This is a genomic window from Pantoea sp. (assembly GCF_039594315.1).
Taxonomy (GTDB): Bacteria; Pseudomonadota; Gammaproteobacteria; order Enterobacterales; family Enterobacteriaceae; genus Pantoea.
In genome coordinates this window covers 1-19,414 of the sequence record NZ_JBCNNP010000017.1, presented here as the reverse complement: position 1 = coordinate 19,414, position 19,414 = coordinate 1, and the positions used below count along the sequence as shown (strand labels likewise).

Annotated in this window: 14 protein-coding genes, 1 tRNA gene, 1 pseudogene and 1 riboswitch; of the genes and pseudogenes, 3 read left to right on the top strand and 13 right to left on the bottom strand. The window is 54.0% G+C overall.

Annotation, left to right across the window (positions count from 1 at the left end; genetic code table 11):
* Nucleotides 1–33: 33 nt before the first annotated feature.
* Nucleotides 34–2,697 carry a beta-N-acetylhexosaminidase gene (locus tag ABDW13_RS12245; protein WP_343552829.1) on the bottom strand — a complete coding sequence of 888 codons (2,664 nt, stop codon included), beginning with the start codon at nt 2,695–2,697 and terminating at the stop codon, nt 34–36.
* A 50-nt stretch (nt 2,698–2,747) separates the two neighbouring features.
* Nucleotides 2,748–4,145, bottom strand: coding sequence for an OprD family outer membrane porin (locus ABDW13_RS12240; protein ID WP_343552828.1), 1,398 nt, complete (start codon nt 4,143–4,145; stop codon nt 2,748–2,750).
* Between the two features lie 266 nt (nt 4,146–4,411).
* Nucleotides 4,412–4,507, top strand: a riboswitch (TPP riboswitch).
* A gap of 33 nt (nt 4,508–4,540) precedes the next feature.
* On the opposite strand from ABDW13_RS12240, the gene thiD reads away from it, so the two are divergent.
* Entirely contained in the window at nt 4,541–5,383 is an 843-nt protein-coding gene (gene thiD / locus ABDW13_RS12235; protein WP_343552827.1) for a bifunctional hydroxymethylpyrimidine kinase/phosphomethylpyrimidine kinase, read from the top strand.
* A gap of 147 nt (nt 5,384–5,530) precedes the next feature.
* Complete coding sequence (gene fbaB, locus ABDW13_RS12230) at nt 5,531–6,583, top strand: class I fructose-bisphosphate aldolase (protein ID WP_343552826.1); 1,053 nt, start codon at nt 5,531–5,533, stop codon at nt 6,581–6,583.
* Nucleotides 6,584–6,662: 79 nt separating this feature from the next.
* Here fbaB and ABDW13_RS12225 read toward each other — a convergent pair whose 3' ends face one another.
* From ABDW13_RS12225 to ABDW13_RS12205, 5 genes are all read right to left on the bottom strand, one after another.
* Nucleotides 6,663–7,349 (bottom strand): GntR family transcriptional regulator, encoded by a 687-nt coding sequence (locus ABDW13_RS12225; RefSeq protein WP_343552824.1) that lies wholly within the window; start codon nt 7,347–7,349, stop codon nt 6,663–6,665.
* A gap of 99 nt (nt 7,350–7,448) precedes the next feature.
* Nucleotides 7,449–8,909, bottom strand: coding sequence for a mannitol dehydrogenase family protein (locus ABDW13_RS12220; RefSeq protein WP_343552823.1), 1,461 nt, complete (start codon nt 8,907–8,909; stop codon nt 7,449–7,451).
* A 43-nt stretch (nt 8,910–8,952) separates the two neighbouring features.
* On the bottom strand, nt 8,953–10,236 hold the full coding sequence (locus ABDW13_RS12215) for an MFS transporter (protein ID WP_343552822.1): 1,284 nt from the start codon (nt 10,234–10,236) through the stop codon (nt 8,953–8,955).
* Between the two features lie 83 nt (nt 10,237–10,319).
* Nucleotides 10,320–11,330 carry a Zn-dependent oxidoreductase gene (locus tag ABDW13_RS12210; protein WP_343552821.1) on the bottom strand — a complete coding sequence of 337 codons (1,011 nt, stop codon included), beginning with the start codon at nt 11,328–11,330 and terminating at the stop codon, nt 10,320–10,322.
* A 257-nt stretch (nt 11,331–11,587) separates the two neighbouring features.
* Nucleotides 11,588–11,663 (bottom strand) — tRNA-Asn (locus ABDW13_RS12205).
* A gap of 307 nt (nt 11,664–11,970) precedes the next feature.
* Here ABDW13_RS12205 and ABDW13_RS12200 point away from each other — a divergent pair.
* On the top strand, nt 11,971–13,092 hold the full coding sequence (locus ABDW13_RS12200; RefSeq protein WP_343552820.1) for a Gfo/Idh/MocA family oxidoreductase: 1,122 nt from the start codon (nt 11,971–11,973) through the stop codon (nt 13,090–13,092).
* 53 nt (nt 13,093–13,145) lie between these two features.
* On the opposite strand, the gene yegS is transcribed toward ABDW13_RS12200, so the two are convergent.
* From yegS to ABDW13_RS12170, 6 genes and pseudogenes are all read right to left on the bottom strand, one after another.
* Complete coding sequence (gene yegS, locus ABDW13_RS12195) at nt 13,146–14,045, bottom strand: lipid kinase YegS (protein ID WP_343552819.1); 900 nt, start codon at nt 14,043–14,045, stop codon at nt 13,146–13,148.
* A 230-nt stretch (nt 14,046–14,275) separates the two neighbouring features.
* Nucleotides 14,276–15,643 carry a tRNA 5-hydroxyuridine modification protein YegQ gene (yegQ, locus tag ABDW13_RS12190; protein ID WP_343552818.1) on the bottom strand — a complete coding sequence of 456 codons (1,368 nt, stop codon included), beginning with the start codon at nt 15,641–15,643 and terminating at the stop codon, nt 14,276–14,278.
* A gap of 137 nt (nt 15,644–15,780) precedes the next feature.
* On the bottom strand, nt 15,781–16,488 hold the full coding sequence (gene baeR / locus ABDW13_RS12185) for a two-component system response regulator BaeR (RefSeq protein ID WP_343552817.1): 708 nt from the start codon (nt 16,486–16,488) through the stop codon (nt 15,781–15,783).
* 9 nt (nt 16,489–16,497) lie between these two features.
* Nucleotides 16,498–17,883 carry a two-component system sensor histidine kinase BaeS gene (baeS, locus tag ABDW13_RS12180; RefSeq protein ID WP_343552816.1) on the bottom strand — a complete coding sequence of 462 codons (1,386 nt, stop codon included), beginning with the start codon at nt 17,881–17,883 and terminating at the stop codon, nt 16,498–16,500.
* Nucleotides 17,880–19,286 (bottom strand): multidrug transporter subunit MdtD, encoded by a 1,407-nt coding sequence (gene mdtD, locus ABDW13_RS12175; RefSeq protein WP_343552815.1) that lies wholly within the window; start codon nt 19,284–19,286, stop codon nt 17,880–17,882. Before mdtD ends, baeS begins: the two co-directional genes overlap by 4 nt.
* Nucleotides 19,287–19,302: 16 nt before the next feature.
* Nucleotides 19,303–19,414 (bottom strand): annotated as a pseudogene (locus ABDW13_RS12170) (VapC toxin family PIN domain ribonuclease); the annotation flags it as partial.

Sequence of the window (19,414 nt, the reverse complement as noted above, 5' to 3'; positions counted from 1 at the left end):
GAGAGCCGCGCATTCCCACGCGGGATTGAGTTTTTACAGCGCTTCAGCGCGGCTAGTACGTTTGCCGTCTGGGCTTACGCTGCGCACCATCACTTTATCGCTGGCAGTCACATGCGGTTTTGCCTGAGCATCATAATTTTGCCAATTTTTACCGTTATCCAGACTGTATTGCAGTGGTAAGCCTGGCAGCGCGATGTTCATCTCCAGCGTACCGTTTTGCACCTTCGCACCCGGCACTGGCAAACGATATTGGATGCCGGCTTTATCCATTTTCGCCAGTTCACGCTGGCCTAACAGGTTGGCGAAACGCTGCCAATCCTGGTTGCGCTGCTGCTGGTCCACGAAGTGGGTTTTGCCACCTTCAAAAGTACGGCCCTGTTGATAATCCAGCTCCCACTCTGCGCGATGCCAGCCGCGCTCGGCGACTGAAAGCAGGCGTGGGAACACCATGTAATCCATTTGCTGATCGGTGCGGGTGGTTTCGCTCCACAACTGCACAGAAATGCCATATGCGCCTGACCACGGTTTGTTTGAGGTAGCCTCAAAGCTCATGCCATCACGATCGACCGAGGTTTCGGCATTCTGCGGCAAGTTATCTGGCGCGAAACCAAACATCTTGCGCTCATCGCTGAAGCGTGTGCCCCAGTAATAGCCACGTTCCTGCGGATTCACTTCATATGGGAAATCCATGTAGACATAATCAGGATTCGAGATCACCACCTGATAATCTTTTTGCGTCCAGTCGCTGGCGGTATCAAAGCCGCCCCAGTACAACGTGTCCCAGAAATTAACCCGTACGCGCGAGGTGGCGAAGGCGTGAGCGTTGGCAGCATCTTTTAATCCATCTTGCCAGGCTTGCATCACGGGAATGCCGTGCGCATTGACCATCTTGCTGACTTCCAGGGCGAAATGGCTAGGCAAGTGCTCAAGATCTTCCACCTCGCCAGATTTCACTACCGCCTGACAGACCTGGGATTTTGCCCAAGGCTTATCTTCTTTGCTTTGGTCCAAAATGCCTTTTCCAGCCTCAGGCTTTTTGATATCTGTGTAGCCCGGACCAAGGCGGATGTTTTTCGCTTCGTCACCACCAAAGTGCCAGGTGGTTAACGGTTGGCCCGCTTCACGGTGCATGGCTTGCACTTCGCCAATCACTTTATCAACAAAGCGTTTCGAGGAATCGAGGCACGGGTTGAGGTAGCTGGTGCGGTCATATAACTGCACTGAGCGCGTGTTGGAGGTGTCTGTCGGATCGACCAATCGATACTCGCTGGCCTGTTGCGTTTTGCCTGCTTTCATCAATTGTTGATAGCGCGCTTCCATTGAGATCACCGCAGCGCGTGCATGGGCAGGCATGTCGATTTCAGGAATCACCTCGATATTGCGTGCTTTGGCGTACTTAACGATCTCAATGTAGTCAGCACGGCTAAAGTGGCCGCTGCCGTTGTTATCACTAAATGGGCCAGAACCTAATTGTGGCAGTAAACATTGTTGTTCGGTGAGGTCGTGACAACGTTTGCTGCCCACATCAGTCAGTTCCGGCAAACCCGGAATTTCGATACGCCACGCTTCGTCATCGGTTAAATGGAAGTGGAACTTATTCATCTTCCACGCCGCCATTTGGTCAAGCATGCGCAGTACCGCGGGTTTGGTATGGAAATTACGCGCCACGTCGAGGAACGCGCCGCGATAGGCAAAGCGCGGTGCATCTTTAGCTTCCAGCGTGGCGATAACCGGTTTGCCCTCGGCTGGTACCAATGAAAGTAGCGACATCAAACCGTAATAGACACCAGCCTGATCGTAACCAATGATCTCGGCTCCGCGCGGGGTAATACGTAATTGATAAGCGCCGGAGACGGCATTTTCGCCATGGAATTGTGGGGTTGAAATGCGGGTTCCGACGCTATAACCGGCAGATTGTTGCTTAATGTTGAGCAGTGAGAAACGTTGTATGACGGCATCGGCTTGATCAGCGGATAGCGCATCAAGATGTAATGTCACACCACGACTCAGATCAACATCAGCAGCGTGGATTTTCACAGTTTGTGGCGTTGGCGTGATTTGTCCGCGCAGCGCGCTTTTTGGCAACTGATGTACATCGGCATTCTTCGCAAAGCGGCTTTGCGGTTGCATCAGTACGTTTTTATCGTCGGCAATACGTTTCCACTGATTGCCAAAAGGTTTGACGAACTGGTTAAGGTTTTCGGTATCGGTGCTGGCGATGATTTTTGGCGAAGCGTTGTCGGCAGTAACGTACCAACGCGGCATCACATCAGTAATAAACAACTGCCAATACTCGTTGACGATCGGAATCACTACCGATTCACCCGCGGCAAAACCTTTGAATTTTTCGGTCGGTTCCAGTCGGGTTAAATCGCCGACAATGTGCGTCATTTTGAACTGATCGTTATCAACACGCAGCGTTTCGTGCACGTTGCTCATGTAGATTGCCCAGTTTTTACTGGTCAGGGCCGGGCCATTGTTGGTTAAGGTGATGGTCGCGCCATTACAAGATGCCCAATCCGCCCCCAACGCCGCGCAGTTGATGCCGTGATCGGCAGCCTGATTATCCGTAACCTGATACTGCACGCCAAATTGGCTGATTTGATCGACGACTTGTTGATTGGTTTTCAGCGACGAATGGCAGGCCGCCAAACCCATTACACTGATTGCCAGTAAACTTAATTTCAATTTTTTCATGATGTATCCTCGTCCACGGATGAATGTCTCTGGCTCCTGCCAGATAAGGGTCAGAAAAGGGTGAATGGCGCGATGACCATAAATTTGATGTCTTTTTCGTCCTGGAAAATATTGCCGTAGCCGCCGCTGTAGCTGGGCAGATCGCTGTGGTTGTTGTAGCGGGTGTAATGCAGCTTGAATTGGGTGTTTTTAGCGCGGCCATCCTGGATGGTGTAAACCAGATCGAGATTCCACGCTGATTCTCTCAGGCGTTGGCTTTGGTCATAAATGGGATTGGTCGAAGGCTTGGCATCCCAGCCATAGGCGTAAGAGGTGCCTACTTGCCAGCCGGGCAATTGCCAATGGCCGAGATCGACCATCACACCCGCAAACACGGCTTTCTCGCCGTTGGCGTTCCAGTCAGAGCGCGAATCCCACCACACATCAAGGCGTCCGTTCGAACCGGCGTAGGATGGCGTCATGCGTTGTAAAAAGAAGCCTTGATTGCCTTCCGCTTTAACCCACGTGCCTTCGAGGCGAAAATCAAACGCGCCTGCGGTGTAGCCGAATGTCAGTGCTTGCAACCACGCTAAGCCGTCATAAACATCGTTGACCTGACCGACGCCGCTGTTGTCACGATCTTTAGCGCCGTAAAACTGGTAGCTACTGCGCAGCGGTGATCCCGCTAGAGGCAGCTGATAGGAGGCTTTGGCGAAATATTGATCCATATAATTCGCTGCCTGACCGTACGCACCTTCGATCACCAGCGTGTTTTTGAAATCGTATTTGGCACCAAAGGATTGCAGCCACGGAATATCGGTGAGGCCATCGGCTTTGCGGAAGTTATACATGTCGCGATACCACGGCGCTTTGTATTCATCGGCCCACATCCATGAGAACGATAGGGCGCCGGCATCAGCAAAATCGAACATCGTACCGGCTTCCACGCCGCGATAGGTTCCCGGTAAGAAGCTCCAATGCGAGGCTAAAATCGTTTGCCCGTTGGGTTGTAAATAACCCGCGCGTAACCAGCTATCCTGCCATTTGGCTTTGAGCGCGGCCTTGTAAATAGTTAAACCGCCCTTATCTCCGCTCCAGTCTTCATCCCAGCGAGTGCGGGCGTTACTGAAGCCGATTTCATTCGGTGCAGCCGGGCCGCTATCGCTGAGTTCCAGCGCACCATAGGCCGCCAGATCAAAGCCAATCACATCAGCAGCGTAACCGGATGAGAAATCAAGATTGGCATTGGCAGAGGCGTGGTGCAGATTGGCATCGTATTGGCCGTAACTGCCTTTTTGCGGATCCATCTCTTTGCGATCACGCTGGCGCTGCCAATAAAATAGGTTGCCAGAGAGTGAGGAATCGTCAACAAATCCAGTGGCTTGGGCGTAGTTGTTAGGAATAAATGAGCCGGCAATCAACGCGGTGATAACCGCATTGGACAGCGGCGCGCGTGGGATCCTGCGCATAGTAAATCCTCCGTGATGTTTCCATTAATAATTAATTTTCCAAAACTGTTTCATCGTGAAACAAGTTGCTGTGGATGCTATTTTTCGCGACGCGAATTATCAATGGAATTTATTACAAAGTATGACTTAGTACGCAAAAATGACCGCTTTTAAGGACTTTAATCAATAAGTTACACGAATGAGTAACATGTAAATTTGTGAGACATATCCACAACTGAATCGTAGTCCCTTGCTTTCGAATACTGACTTGCCTATGCTCCCAACGTTGTTTTGACTCGGGGTGCCCCTCTAACACAGGGCTGAGATACACCCGCTGACCTGATCTGGATAATGCCAGCGTAGGGAAGTCAGATGCCTGACCGCATTCGCCTTCTTGATCGCCGGTTGGGAGCTATATGAATTCGCACTTTCTCTCCACCGCGCCACGCGCACCTTCTGCAAAACGCATTAATGCGCTGACCATTGCCGGCACCGATCCCAGCGGTGGTGCAGGTATTCAAGCTGACCTCAAAGCCTTCTCCGCGCTCGGCGCGTATGGCACCAGCGTGATCACCGCGCTGGTGGCGCAAAATACCTGCGGCGTACAGTCGGTCTATCGCATCGAGCCTGGTTTCGTTGGCGCTCAGCTTGATTCGGTGCTGGATGATGTACGCATTGATGCCGCCAAAATTGGCATGTTGTCGGAAACTGCGATTGTTGAAGTGATTGCTGAACGGCTGAAACGCGCCAGCTTGCCATTTGTGGTGCTGGATACGGTGATGATTGCCAAAAGCGGCGATGCATTACTGTCGCCAGATGCGGTTGCCAGCGTGCGGGAATTGCTGCTGCCGCAAGTTTCACTGATCACCCCCAATCTGCCGGAAGCCGCAGCTTTGCTGGGACGCGCAATGGCAGAAGATGAGAAAACCATGTTGCAGCAGGGCGATGCATTGCTCGATTTGGGCTGTGAAGCGGTGCTGATGAAGGGCGGCCATCTTAGCGATGCCGAGAGCCCGGATTGGCTGATTACCCGCGCCGGTCGCCAGCGTTTTACTGCGCCGCGCGTTAACACGCGTCATACGCATGGCACCGGCTGTTCGTTGTCGGCGGCGTTGGCGGCGCTGCGTCCACGCCATAACGATTGGGCAGAAACGGTGGCGTCAGCCAAAGCGTGGCTGCAACAGGCGCTGCTGCACGCCGATTCGCTGGAGGTTGGTAAGGGCATTGGGCCGGTGCACCATTTCCATCAATGGTGGTAGGGCGTAACGCCAGATTGCCGCTTTTTTACTGCGAATCCGTCTGAAAAATGGAGTCAGCAATTTGCCAGCCTGGCGCATTTCGGTCCAGGCTGTTGGGGGCGAATCGGCAGGTGCCGGTTCCAATCCAGCCATTTATCAGGAGCGAACATGACGGACATCGTACAGTTATTGGGCAAAGAAGCGGACACTCTTCTTCAACATCGCTGCATGACCATTCCAGCGGATAGCCTTTATTTACCAGGCTCGGATTATGTTGATCGCGTGATGATCGACAACAATCGTTCTCCTACCGTATTACGCAACATGCAAACGCTATACAACACTGGGCGCTTAGCGGGCACCGGTTATTTGTCGATTCTGCCGGTCGATCAAGGCGTTGAGCACTCGGCAGGCGCGTCGTTTGCTGCCAATCCGGCCTACTTTGATCCCAAAAACATTGTTGAGCTGGCGATCGAAGCCGGTTGTAACTGCGTGGCATCCACTTATGGCGTGCTGGCATCGGTAGCGCGTCGCTATGCGCACCGCATTCCGTTTATGGTCAAACTGAATCACAACGAAACGCTGAGTTATCCAACCCAATATGACCAAACGTTATACGCCAGCGTCGAGCAGGCATTTAATATGGGCGCGGTAGCAGTGGGCGCGACGATTTATTTCGGCTCTGAGCAATCGCGCCGTCAGATTGAAGAGATTTCTGCTGCGTTTGAGCGTGCGCATGAACTCGGCATGGTGACGGTGTTGTGGGCCTATCTGCGTAATAACGACTTTAAAAAAGATGGCGTGGATTACCATGCCAGCGCCGATTTAACCGGTCAGGCCAACCATCTTGCGGCGACTATTGGTGCGGATATCGTCAAGCAGAAGATGGCGGAGAATAACGGCGGCTATAACGCGGTGAAATTTGGTCATACCGATGAACGTGTTTACAGCAAGCTGACCACCGAGAATCCGATTGATTTGGTGCGCTATCAGCTGGCGAATTGCTACATGGGACGTGCCGGGTTGATTAACTCCGGCGGCGCGGCGGCCGGTGCTACCGATGTGGCCGAGTCAGTGCGCACGGCGGTGATCAACAAACGCGCGGGCGGCATGGGATTGATTCTGGGTCGCAAGGCGTTTAAGAAGTCACTGAAAGAGGGCGTGCAACTGATTAATGCGGTGCAGGATGTTTATTTGTCGAAGGACGTAACAATAGCTTAATAGAGCATTGAGGGCGCTTTCCCTCACCCTAACCCTCTCCCGCAGGCGGGAGAGGGGACCGATCGAGCTCGTATTGAAATTAAGGCGCTTCAAACCATTCGCTGTTACGTTCGGCAATCGGCGTGATGGTGAGAATCATCTCCTGCAAATGACGGCGCATCGCGCTTTCGGCGGCCTCAACATCTTGTGCTTTCAACGCGTTATAGATGTTTTGATGCTGCTGAATCAAACTTTCTGGCGGCGACACTTCGCTTAATGTCAGAAAGCGCACGCGATCCATGGTGGCTTTGATGTTCTCCACCGTTTCCCACGCCAACAAGCAATTAATCCCTTCGGCAATCAAGCGATGGAACTCATCGTCCAGCGCTAAAAACGCCTGGCTGTCATGACGTTCTGCCGCTAAACGCTGCAACTGCAAGTTATGTTCCAGCGCCATTAAGCCTTGCGCGCCCATCTCTTGCGCAGCACGGCGCACCACGGCAATTTCTACCGCTTCGCGGATAAAGCGGCCATCAGCCACGCGCTGCGCGGAGATCTTGCGCACGAAGGTGCCGCGCTGCGGTAACACTTGCACCAATCCGGCCTCCGCCAGCTTGATAAAGGCTTCGCGTACCGGTTGGCGTGACACATTAAAGCGCGCCGACACTTCCTTTTCCGACAGCAGCGAGCCCGGATGAATAACGCAGGTCACAATATCTTTGCGCAGATAGCGATAGATCTGCTGATTTACCGGTTCGCTGGTGGTTATGGTGTAGGCAGTCGACATGCAGCAATATCCGTATTACGGCTGACCAATGCCAGCCCGATGAGAAAGAGTCAGTCTAATCAGCACGCTGCGTCTGCGCTACACATTTTGACAAGGCGCTTACGCTTGTGTGACCAGTGCCTGCACCGTGGCGCGCGCGCCCTGTTTTACCAGTTGTAGATAGAGTTCGGTCACGCGCGAGACAAACGCGCTTTGTTGCAGCAGATCGTCGCCAAATACTGCCTGCATGCTCAGCAATGCCTGCACGCGCTCTGCGCCTTCAGCGCTGTTGGCCACGATCGTTGCTAGCTGATCCTTTAGCGGATCGCGAATCTCAAACGTATTGCCCTGTTCATCCACGCCGCTGACGTAACGCATCCAGCCCGCCACGCCCAGCAGCAGGAAATCGCAGGATGTGCCATTGCGCAGATGCCAGCGCACGCTATCCAGCAAACGCTGTGGCAGTTTTTGCGTGCCGTCGGTGGCGATTTGATAGGTGCGATGTTTAATCGCAAGGTTCTCGTAACGCGCAATCAGCGAATCGGCGTAAGCGGTTAGATCGACACCTTGGGTGCGCAGCGTCGGCGCTTGATCCTGCAACATCAACGCGCGTGCCGCCTGGCGATAATCGGCATCGGCCATGCAATCACTGATGTGTTCATACCCAGCCAGGAAGCCGAGGTAGGCGAGGAACGAGTGGCTGCCGTTCAGCATGCGCAGCTTCATCTCCTCAAACGGCAATACATCGCTGACTAATTCCGCACCGGCGTTTTCCCATGCTGGGCGACCATTAACGAAGTTGTCCTCAATTACCCACTGGAAGAACGGTTCGGCTTCAACAGCGACCGGATCGTGACTGCCTAACCGTGCTGTTAACGTATCGAATGCGGCATCGGTCATCGCCGGGACAATGCGATCCACCATGGTTGAGGGGAAGGTGATGTGCGTTTGGATGTAATCTGCTAATGCCGGATCGAGGCGCTCAGCGAGTTGAGTGATGACGTTACGCGTCACGTGGCCATTTTCTGGCATGTTATCGCATGACATCACGCTAAATGGCGGCAGATCGCGCTCACGACGACGTACAATCGCCGCCAGAATCAAACCCGGCAGCGAACGTGGCGCGTGAGGATTGGCAACATCGTGCACAATATCGGGATGATCCGGGTTGAGCTTGCCGCTTGATGGCATGTAGCAGTAGCCTTTTTCGGTCACGGTCATTGAGACAATCGCCACATCCGGTTGGCTCATCGCCTCAATCACCGCTTCAATGCCGTCGCCTTTGCCATGCAAGGCTTGCGTGATGACGCCGATAACGCGCGTGTGCAAGCTGCTATCGGCCATTTCGGTCAATGTATACAACAAGTCCTGCTGACGCAGCGCCTGAATCAGTTCGCCGCTATTCAGATTCACTTCGCAATAGCCCCAGTCGCTGCCTTGTTCGGCCAGTTTATCGCTGGCTAAGGCTTGATGGGCACGATGAAAAGCGCCAAAGCCGATATGCACCATGCGAGTTTTAAGCTGTTTACGGTCGTAAGCGGGACGTTGCACGTCGGCGGGAAGGCGGTCGAGCTGGAGCATAGTCAGTCCTTAAGCAAATGGGGCGCTGAGCGCCCCATGAAAATTATACGGAAACCGGTTTATCGCTGGTTTTCGGTTCGCGAATCACCACCAATACCAGCAATGCGCCGAGTCCGGCGACCGCACCGGCAAGAATAAAGGCGCTGTCGAACTTGCCAGAATGCTGCACGATAAAGCCGGTCACTACCGGGCCAATCACGCCCGACAAGCTACCAATCAGGTGGATAAAGCCGCTGATGCTGCCGACGCGGCTTTTGTGCACCACGTCCTGCACGATTGCCCAGTAAATGGCGCCGGTGATGTAGAGGAAGAAGATCGAGATCGACATCATGATCACCGCCGAGTTGACCTCTTTAATGGTGCCCGCCATCGCCACGCAAATCGCCGCGGCCGCCAGCGAAACCACCAACACGATCTTGCGTGATAGCAGCAGTTTGCCGGTGATATTGAAGATTTTGTCCGAAATCCAGCCGCCCAGTGCCAGGCCGACGAAGCCGACAATCCACGGAATCATGGTGGTATAGCTCATCGATTTGATGTCGAGGCCATGCGCCTGCACCAAGTATGCCGGGAACCAGCTGAGGAAGAAGAACAGAATGTAGTTGTAGCAGAAGAAGGCGAAGGCGGTGACCAGGATAATCGGTTGACGCAGGTAAAAGCCCAGACCGTGCGCTTGACCACTGGGATCGATGACATCGGCGGGTTGTTCGGCTTTTAATTTTTCAACCAGCGCGCGCTCTTCCTGCGACACGCGTTTGCTCTTGGCTGGATTGTCCGCAGCGAAGAAGAACCACAGTGCTAACCAGATAAAGCCAATCGCCGCGATGACGATAAACGCCGGGCGCCAGCCAAAGGATAACGCCAGATAGCCGACAATCGGTCCAGCCACCGCGCCGCCCAACGGTGAACCGGAGCTGAGCAAGCCCATCGCGGTCGCCGCCTGTTTTTTCGGGAACCAGCCGTTAATCGCTTTGTTGGCGGAGGCGGAAATCGGGCCTTCTGCCATGCCAAACAGCACGCGCAGAATCATCATTGACCAGAAGCCAGTTGCCAGCGCCGTTAATCCGCAGAACAGCGACCACATGCCGACAGCGGTGCCGAGCACGATGGTCGGGCCGAATTTGTCAGTGGCTAATCCGCCGACAAAGTTGAACAGGGCGTAGCCGAAGAAGAAGCTGCCGAAAATCATGCCGAACTGTTCGGCGTTGATCATCAGGTCTTTTTCCACCAGCGGTACGGTCAGCGACAGGGCAATACGATCGAGGTAGTTGATCATAAAGACCAGGAATAACAGCAGTACGAGGATCCAGCGCAGATTCTTAAACATAGAAACTCCGTCATTTATCATTTTTATAATCGTTATGCCGGCGGGTACGCACCGGCAGCAGGACACCTGGTGTGAGCGTTAAGTTAACCCATTTGTAGAATCACTTTGCAGCAGGTGCGGGGATCTTTTTCGAACAACGTCATGGCTTGTTCCACTTCTGCCAGCGGGAAATAGTGCGTCACCAGCTTTTCGGGTTGAATCTGGCCTTGCTCAATCCACTCAATAACCTGCGGGAAGCGATTGCTGTTAAGGCGTGAGGTGAACAGCGACAGCTCTTTGCTGGTGAGACTTTGCTGCGTGATGCTGCACGGTTCGCCAGAGAAGCCGAGCAAACCAATGCGCGCGGCTGGCGAGGCGAGGGCGGCGGCTTCAGCCAGGATAGAAGGATGGCAAGCGGCATCAATGATAAGCGTAGGCTGCACGCCTTCCAGCTGCGCGGCGAGCGGGATTTCACTGTTATTGAATACGCGATCGGCGCCGTTTTCCTGCGCCATAGTCAGGCGTTCAGGTAAACGATCCACCACCAAAACCTGCTCGACGCCGTACACGCCTTTTAGCACCTGAATTGCGGTCAAACCCATCGGACCGGCACCGTAAATCAGCGCCACATCGTTGGGTTGCGGTTTGAGGAAGGCGGTGATGTTAGCGGCGATGGTGAACGGCTCAACCATGCTGGCGAGTTTATCCGGTACGCTTTCTGGCAAACGGAAGGCGTTTTTTGCCGGCGCGACCGCGTATTCGCTAAAACCGCCATCGCGATGCACGCCAATCACCTGCAACTCTTTACAGACATTGGGGCGACCGATTGAGCAGGGATAGCAATGGCCGCAGCTCACCACCGGATCAACCGCCACGCGCTCGCCAATACGGCTGGCGGCGACGTCAGCGCCGACCGCATCAATCACACCAAAGAATTCATGACCAATCACGCGCGGATATTTAGCAAAAGGATTGTGACCGTGCCAAATGTGCACATCAGAACCGCAGATGCTGGCATAGCGCACTTTGACACGCACTTCATTGGCAGCGGGTTGCGGCAGCGGACGCTCTGCTAATACCAACTCGCCGGGTTGTTCAATCACCACACTTTTCATCATCTACTCCTGGCCTGATGCCTTTCCAATCGCGGATCGGGCATTAACGGAAATCAATGATGAAAAAATACGCGCGTTAATACTACCATACAAGTTGACGTTGCAGAGTTGTGAACACAATCACAGAGCGCATAGCATAAAACCACGCCGATCGGTTCCTTCGCCCGCTTGCGGGAGAAGGTTAGGATGAGGGAAAAACCGCACTCAAATCGCAGACATAAAAAAAGCAGCCTTAAAGGCTGCTCTTTTTAAGAATTTGGCTCCTCTGACTGGACTCGAACCAGTGACATACGGATTAACAGTCCGCCGTTCTACCGACTGAACTACAGAGGAATCGTTTGAACGGGGCGCATATTAACGAGCGAGCCCGACCTTGTCAAAGCACTTTTTCACAATTATTACTGACTGCTGAATAAAGCGTCAATTCAGCCTTTCCGCCTAACGTCATAGCGCTAAATGGCGCCCAAATCGCCGCCAATTGTGATGAATATCACCTTCTCTATGCAAAATTACATTCTGATTTGTCGTTTTTGTCAGATACCTCGCATGCATGATCACAGATATTTCATTTCGCCGTTGTCGAGCCAAAAAGCGAAACATATATTCCAGATCACTTCTTACTCGCATCCAGGGATTAGTCATGAACAAAGTCAGAATCGGTATGATCGGCAGTGGTTACATTGGTCGTTGTCACGCGATTGCCTACGCGCAAGCCCCAACGGTGTTTGCCCTCAAAGGCGAAATCGTGCGGGAAATGCTGGCGGAGGTGAATCCTGAGCTGGCAGCGAAACAGGCGGCGACGTTTGGTTTTGCCCGCTCCACTGGCGATTGGCATGAACTGGTACGCGATCCCAACATTGATGTGGTCGATATCTGCGCACCGAATTTCCTGCATAAAGAGATGGCACTGGAAGCGATTCGCAACGGCAAACACGTTTACTCTGAGAAACCGCTGTCGTTATCTGTGGCGGATGCCGAAGAGATGGTGCAAGCCGCTCAGCAAGCGGGCGTGAAAACCTTGGTGGGTTTCAACTACATGAAAAACCCCACCAGCCAACTGGCGCGCGAAATCATTGCACGTGGCGAAATCGGCGAAGTGATTCACTTCTACGGCACGCACAACGAAGATTATCTGGCGCGTCCGGAAACGCCGCTGGATTGGCACTGCCAGAAAGCGCTGGCGGGTTTAGGCGCGTTGGGCGATTTGGCCGCGCACATTGTTAATATGGCGCACTATTTGGTCGGCGATATCGAAGAAGTCAGCGGCGATATGATGACAGTGATTCAGCAGCGTCCCGATCCGAAAGATGCATCGCGCCTGCTGCCAGTGGAAAACGAAGATCAGGCTAGCGCGTTGTTGCGCTTCAAGAATGGTGCGCACGGCGTATTCGAAACCTCGCGTATCGCCTGCGGCAGCAAAATGGGCCTGACCTATGTGGTAACCGGCACCAAAGGCACGCTGCGTTACACGCAAGAACGCATGGCGGAGCTGGAGTTGTATATCCACGATGAACCGGCGGGACGTCAAGGTTTCAAAACCATTCTGACCGGTCCAGCGCATCCGGATTACGCCAACTTCTGTGTTTCTGCCGGGCATGGCATTGGTTTTAACGATCAGAAAACCGTGGAGATTCGCGATTTGATTAACGGCATCGCCGCGGGCGATCGCATGTGGCCGGATTTCGCTGAAGGTTTGCAGGTGCAGAAAGTGTTGGAAACGGTGGCGGTTTCCGCGCTGGAACGCCGTTGGATGAAGGTGTAATCGGTATTAGTCAGGTGCGCATCTTTGCGCACCTGAAACTCGACCCTACGTGATTATGCCAACAACTGACACTGCGGCGGTAAGCGGCAGCTCAGCGCGCCTGGCATCACTTCAATCTTGAATTCACTGCCGGTCAGCGGTTCACCATCCAGATTAAACGTCATCTGATGCGGCGAACGAATGGTCAGCGACTGCAACTGCGCTTTAACGATATTCGGATTTTCATCATCGCGCGTCAGTGAATGCAGCAAGGTCGGCAGTAACTCTTGTGCGGTCACAATGCTGAGATTGAGTTGACCATCATTAATCAGTGCTTCGGGGCACAGTTTTTGCCCGCCGCCCGCCTGGCGTCCATTACCAATGCCGATCACCAACGCATCGCCTTGCCAGTTAAAACCGGGTCCGCTGATTTCGCAGCTATCCGGCTTCAACGCATCTACGCGCATCAATCCGTGAATAAAGTACGACACGCCACCCAGCGCCGACTTTAGCTTTTCCGGTGTTTCAGTGGTGATACGCGTACCAAATCCGCCGGTTGCCATATTGATAAAGTAACGTTCGCCATTCACGCGCGCCAAATCGATAGCGGTGGCTTTGCTGAGCAATGCCAATCGCAGCGCCGGTTCCATTTCTTCTGGAATGCCAACGCTGGTGGCGAAATCATTGGCGGTGCCGAGCGGCAAGATACCTAACGCTGGACGCGCCTGCTCTGGCAGCGCCGCCAACGCGGTCGCAATCTCATTGATGGTGCCATCGCCGCCACCCGCGACCACGGTTTCTGCCTGCAATTCCACGGCTTCGCGCACATAACGGTCGCCGTCACCTTTCTCCCAAGTCACACGTACCGCCAGATTAAAGCCTTCGTCACGCAGCGTATTAACGGCGGCGCGCAACGCTTCATTACCGGCGCCTTTGCCGTTGAGGATCAGCAATGTGAGCGGTTTATTTTGCATTATCAGTTCCTTGACGCGAGAGACAGAGCACAGGTTATAGCATAGCTATAATGAGAAATTTATCGGCGGGAGACTAAAAAAGAAAACCCGCACGGGGGAGCCGGGCGGGTGAATGAGGTGGTTCCTGTTAAAACCTGCTTTTATTGTTACTCGTTAGCAGCAGGCGCGATTCTAAAGCGAGGCGCAGCGACGGTCTGTGATCCTAATCTAACTTCGCCATTTTCTTTTCCTTAAGTGCGATCTTTGCTATGCGGATCGCGTGTTGTGTTGCCATCGACAAAATTACGCAGCAGCAGGGCAAAATCCAGCTGCACTGCTTCCGGTACTGGGATCCATACGCGATGCCCGTCGCCCGGCGCGACCTCCACCGCTGCGCCTTTGTCATTCTGCATGGTTTCCAGCGTACAATTGAGGTTGCCTTCTGGCGTCATGATCTCGACTGAATCACCAATGATGAATTTGTTCTTCACTGCAATCTGCGCCCAATCGGCACGGCGTTCACCGGTGAATTCACCGACAAATTGCTGACGTTCGGAAATAGAAAAACTTTGCTCGTAATTCTGATAGCTGTCATGCGTATGACGACGCAGGAAACCTTCGGTGTAGCCGCGATGCGCCAGACCTTCCAGCGTTTCCAGCAGCGCCGGGTCAAACGGTTTGCCTTCCGCTGCATCGTCAATGGCACGGCGATAAACCTGAGCGGTGCGCGCGCAGTAATAGAAGGATTTAGTGCGGCCTTCGATTTTCAGCGAATGTACGCCCATTTGGCTCAAACGTTCAACGTGTGCCACGGCGCGCAGATCTTTGGAGTTCATGATGTAAGTGCCATGTTCGTCTTCGAACGCGCTCATCACTTCGCCCGGTTTCATCTTCTCTTCCAGCAGGAACAGACGATCGGTAGTATCGCCAACGCCAAGTGTCGGTTGCTTTACCTGAACCGGCTGATGAAAACCGACAATATTGCCGACATCGTCCTGCTTGCCTTCTTCCACTTTATATTCCCAGCGGCAGGCATTGGTGCAGGTGCCTTGGTTGGGATCGCGCTTGTTGAGGTAACCAGAAAGCAGACAGCGACCGGAATACGCCATGCACAACGCGCCGTGCACGAAGATTTCAATCTCCATTTCCGGCACCTGCTGGCGAATTTCGGCAATTTCATCTAGCGACAATTCACGCGACAGAATCACGCGCGTCAGTCCCATTTGCTGCCAAAACTTCACCGTCGCCCAGTTCACCGCGTTGGCCTGTACTGAGAGATGAACTGGCATTTCCGGGAAGGCTTCGCGCACCAGCATTATCAAGCCGGGATCGGACATGATTAGCGCGTCCGGTTGCATGGCGACTACCGGCGTTAAATCGCGGATAAAGGTTTTCAGCTTGGCGTTGTGCGGCGCGATATTCACCACCACGTAGAATTTTTTGCCGAGTTCATGGGCTTCATTGATGCCCTTGGCCAGCACTTCGTGGGTAAATTCGTTGTTACGCACGCGCAGGCTGTAGCGCGGTTGTCCGGCATACACCGCGTCAGCGCCGTAGGCAAAGGCATAGCGCATATTCTTCAGCGATCCCGCTGGAGAAAGCAGTTCAGGTTTTAACATGGATTTTCTCACTGATGTCAGGTCAGCATGCCATCGTCGATGGCAGGTGCCGCAGCCGCATTAGGCGGCCCGGCAAAAGGTGGGGAATTGTAGGCAGGCCGGCAGGGAGAACAATTGATTCAGATCAATCTAAGCGGCTACAGCAAACGACAGACATCCGCTTCCCAGCGATATCCCATACCGTAAACGGCACGAATAAACGGCTGCTCGGTATCAAGGCTTTCCAGCTTGCGTCGCAGGTTTTTGATATGGCTATCGATGGTGCGGTCGGTTACCACACGGTAATCATCGTACAGGTGATTCAGCAACTGCTCGCGCGAGAATACTTTGCCCGGCTCCAGCGCCAGGGTTTTCAGCAAACGAAATTCGGCAGGGGTTAACTCCAACTGCTGTTCACGCCAGCTGGCCTGGAAACGGCTTTCATCGATTTGCAGATGCGACGCTTGCTGCGCCTCTTCTGGCGAACGTTTCACGCGGCGCAGAATGGTTTTCACACGCGCTACCACTTCGCGCGGGCTAAACGGTTTGCAGATGTAATCATCCGCACCAATTTCCAGCCCCAATAGACGATCAATCTCTTCGGTGCGCGCGGTGACCATAATAATCGGCAGCTCAGAGAAGCGGCGAATTTCGCGGCACAGCGTTAAGCCGTCGCGGCCGGGCAGCATCAAATCCAGCAACATCAAGTCCGGCGGCGTTTGCTGCACGTAATTCAGCACTTCGTTGCCATCCGCAATGTGGTGCGTGCGATAGTTGGACGCTTGCAGATAATCAATCATCAACTGCGCCAGTTTCGGTTCATCTTCTACAACAAGAATCAGGGGATCGCTATTTTCCGGGCTCATAAGTGGCGTCTAGTGAGGAACATACGGCAAGTTTAGCGTGATTTGCAGGCCACCTAAATCAGAGTGATCTGCACTTATGCTGCCGTTATGCGCTTCGGCGATGTTTTTGCAAATCGCCAGGCCAAGCCCCGAGCCGCCGCTGGCGCGATTGCGCGAACTTTCGGTGCGGAAAAAACGTTCGAATATTTGTGCCTGATGGGTGGGATCAACGCCCGGTGCGCTGTCGGCAAAGGTCAGCTGCCACAATTCGTCTTTCTGCTGCACGCTAACCTGCACCGCGCCACCCGCATCGGTGTAACGCAGGCTGTTTTCCAGCAGATTGGTGAATAGCTGCATCAGACGATCGGGATCGCCGAAGCTTTCGGCTTGGGTTGGCAGCGCCAGATTCAGCGCCAGCTCGCGGCTGCGGTAACGTTCGTTAAAGCTGCCCGCCACCACTTCCAGTAAGTTCACCAGATCCACTGGTTGCATGCGATAGGCGAGGGCGCCAGCATCCGACAACGATAGCTGATGTAAATCATCCACCAGTTTGGTCAGCACCACCACTTCACTTTGCAGCGAACTGATCGCTTCTGGTGTCAGCTTGCGCACACCGTCCTGCATCGCTTCCAGCTCACCACGCATGATTGCCAGCGGCGTGCGCAGTTCATGGGAAATATCGGCCATAAAGGCGCGGCGATTGCTCTCGTTTTTCTCCAGCGAGCGCGCCAGCAAATTGAAGTCGCGTCCTAACTGGCCCAGCTCGTCGCTGCTGCCGACTTCAACACGCGTGGCGAAATTGCCCGCCGCCAAATGGTGCGTGCCATCAACCAATCGTTTTACCGGGGCCAGCAAACCACGCGCCAGCAACCAGGTGACCAGCGCCGCCAGCAAGCCGGTGAGCGCCACAATCATCCAACTGGTGCGCCGCTGTTGTTGATCGAAATTGATGTCGGTGCTGCGCGTCAATCGCTCGGCTGGCGAGGCGATTACCCAGCCGACAATCTTGCCGTTGCTGGTGGTGATGTTGCGTCGCGTCCCTTCCGGCGGCACTGGCGCGCGCGGACCCGACAGCACTTTGTATTGCTGATCGACAATCCAGAATTGGGTGCGCCAGCCGTGCGGCGGCAACTGATTGACGCTGCCAGGATTTTGCTCCAGCGATCGCAAAATCGAAAAGATCAGACGATCGTTAGCCCGCAAAAAATCCCAGCTACCGTGCTGCTCATATTGATCGGCCAATGCATCGCTTAATAAAGTGAGGCGCTGCTCGTTACCTTTCTTGATGTAATCGACAAAGCCATGCTCGAAGCTGAGACGCACGCCCCAATGCATGGTGATGATCACTAACATGCAGGTAGAAAAAATCGCCATAAACAGCTTGGCGCCAATGCCCAGTTTGACCGGCCGTTTCATCCTTTTCTCCTGCCTCGCAGATCGACGTTTTTACTCACATCCTTGGGGACGCGCCAGAACACTAACGCGGGCAGCACAATCACCAGCGCCATGCACAGATAGGTGTAAATAAAGGTTTGATGCGCTGCCGCGCTATCGGTGACGACGCCATGACCAAACGCACCCAGCAGCAAACCGGCGACGGTGACGCCGATACTCATCGACAATTGCATGATCATCGACAGCAAGCTGTTGCCGCTCGACGCTAAATCATCTGGCAACTCTTTCAGCGTTAAGGTGTTCATTGATGAGAAGCGAATGGCGTTGACCATGCCTTGCAGCAGCAACACTAACGGCAGCAGCCAGAACCAACCGAGCAGCGCGACGACGGGGAACAGCAGCACCACCGCCGCCAGCGCAATGGTCGTGCCAACCAGCGCATTGCGATATCCAAACAGATTGACGATGCGCACCACTACGCGTTTGGTGCCCATATTGCCCAGCACCATCGGAATCATCATTAAACCGGCGTGGAATGGGCTATAACCGAGGCCAACTTGCAGGAAAATCGGCGTCATAAACGGCAGCATGCCGCTACCAATGCGCCCGGTAAAACTGCCGAGCAGGCCAATCGAATAGATGCGGTTGTCGAATAGTTTCAGGCTAAACAGCGCGTTGTCGTTGTTGCGGCCATGCATGAGATAGAACAGCAGCGAAAACACGCCCAGCAAGATCAGCAGGCCGAGCAGCAGCGGAGAACCGCCAGAACTGCGTTGGCCATCCAGCGCCAGCGTCAAGGTCGCCATGCCAACCGCCAGCAGCACGAAGCCGAGGAAATCAAAGCGTCGCGTTTGCATGGTGTAATTGGGCATCAGCGTCAGCGTGGCAATCGCGCCGATAATGCCGACCGGAATATTGATCAGGAAGATCCAGTGCCAACTGGCGTATTGCACCAGAATCCCGCCGAGCGCTGGGCCAAGCAGCGGGCCGATTTGTCCCGGCGTAGTAACAAAGGTCATCGCCGACATATATTGCTCACGCGGCACGATTTTCATCACCGTTAAACGCCCAACCGGCACCATCATCGCGCCACCAATCCCTTGCACCACGCGCGCCATGATCAATTCATTCAGCGTGGTGGAGAAGGCGCACAACAACGAACCGATGCTGAACAGCACAATGGCGCAGAAGAAGATGTTGCGCACACCAAAACGATCCGCCAACCAGCCGCTGATTGGCAGCGTCACCGCCACGGTGAGTACATACGAGACGATCACCGAGTGCATATTCAGCGGGCTAACGTTGAGGTCGCGCGCCATTGATGGGATCGCGGTGTTGACGATGGTGGTATCCAACGCCTGCATAAAGAAGCCAAAGGCGACGATCCACAACTGCCAGCGCACGGTGGCGTTTTGAGGTGACATGAAAGTACCTGTTATTTCAGAGCCAGTTTTCGCAAATCAATCCATTTACGCGTGAGAACTCGCGTAAGTTATTTGATACCAGCGTGAGTGCAGTACTGCGGGCGTGACCGGCGATATGCAGGTCATTG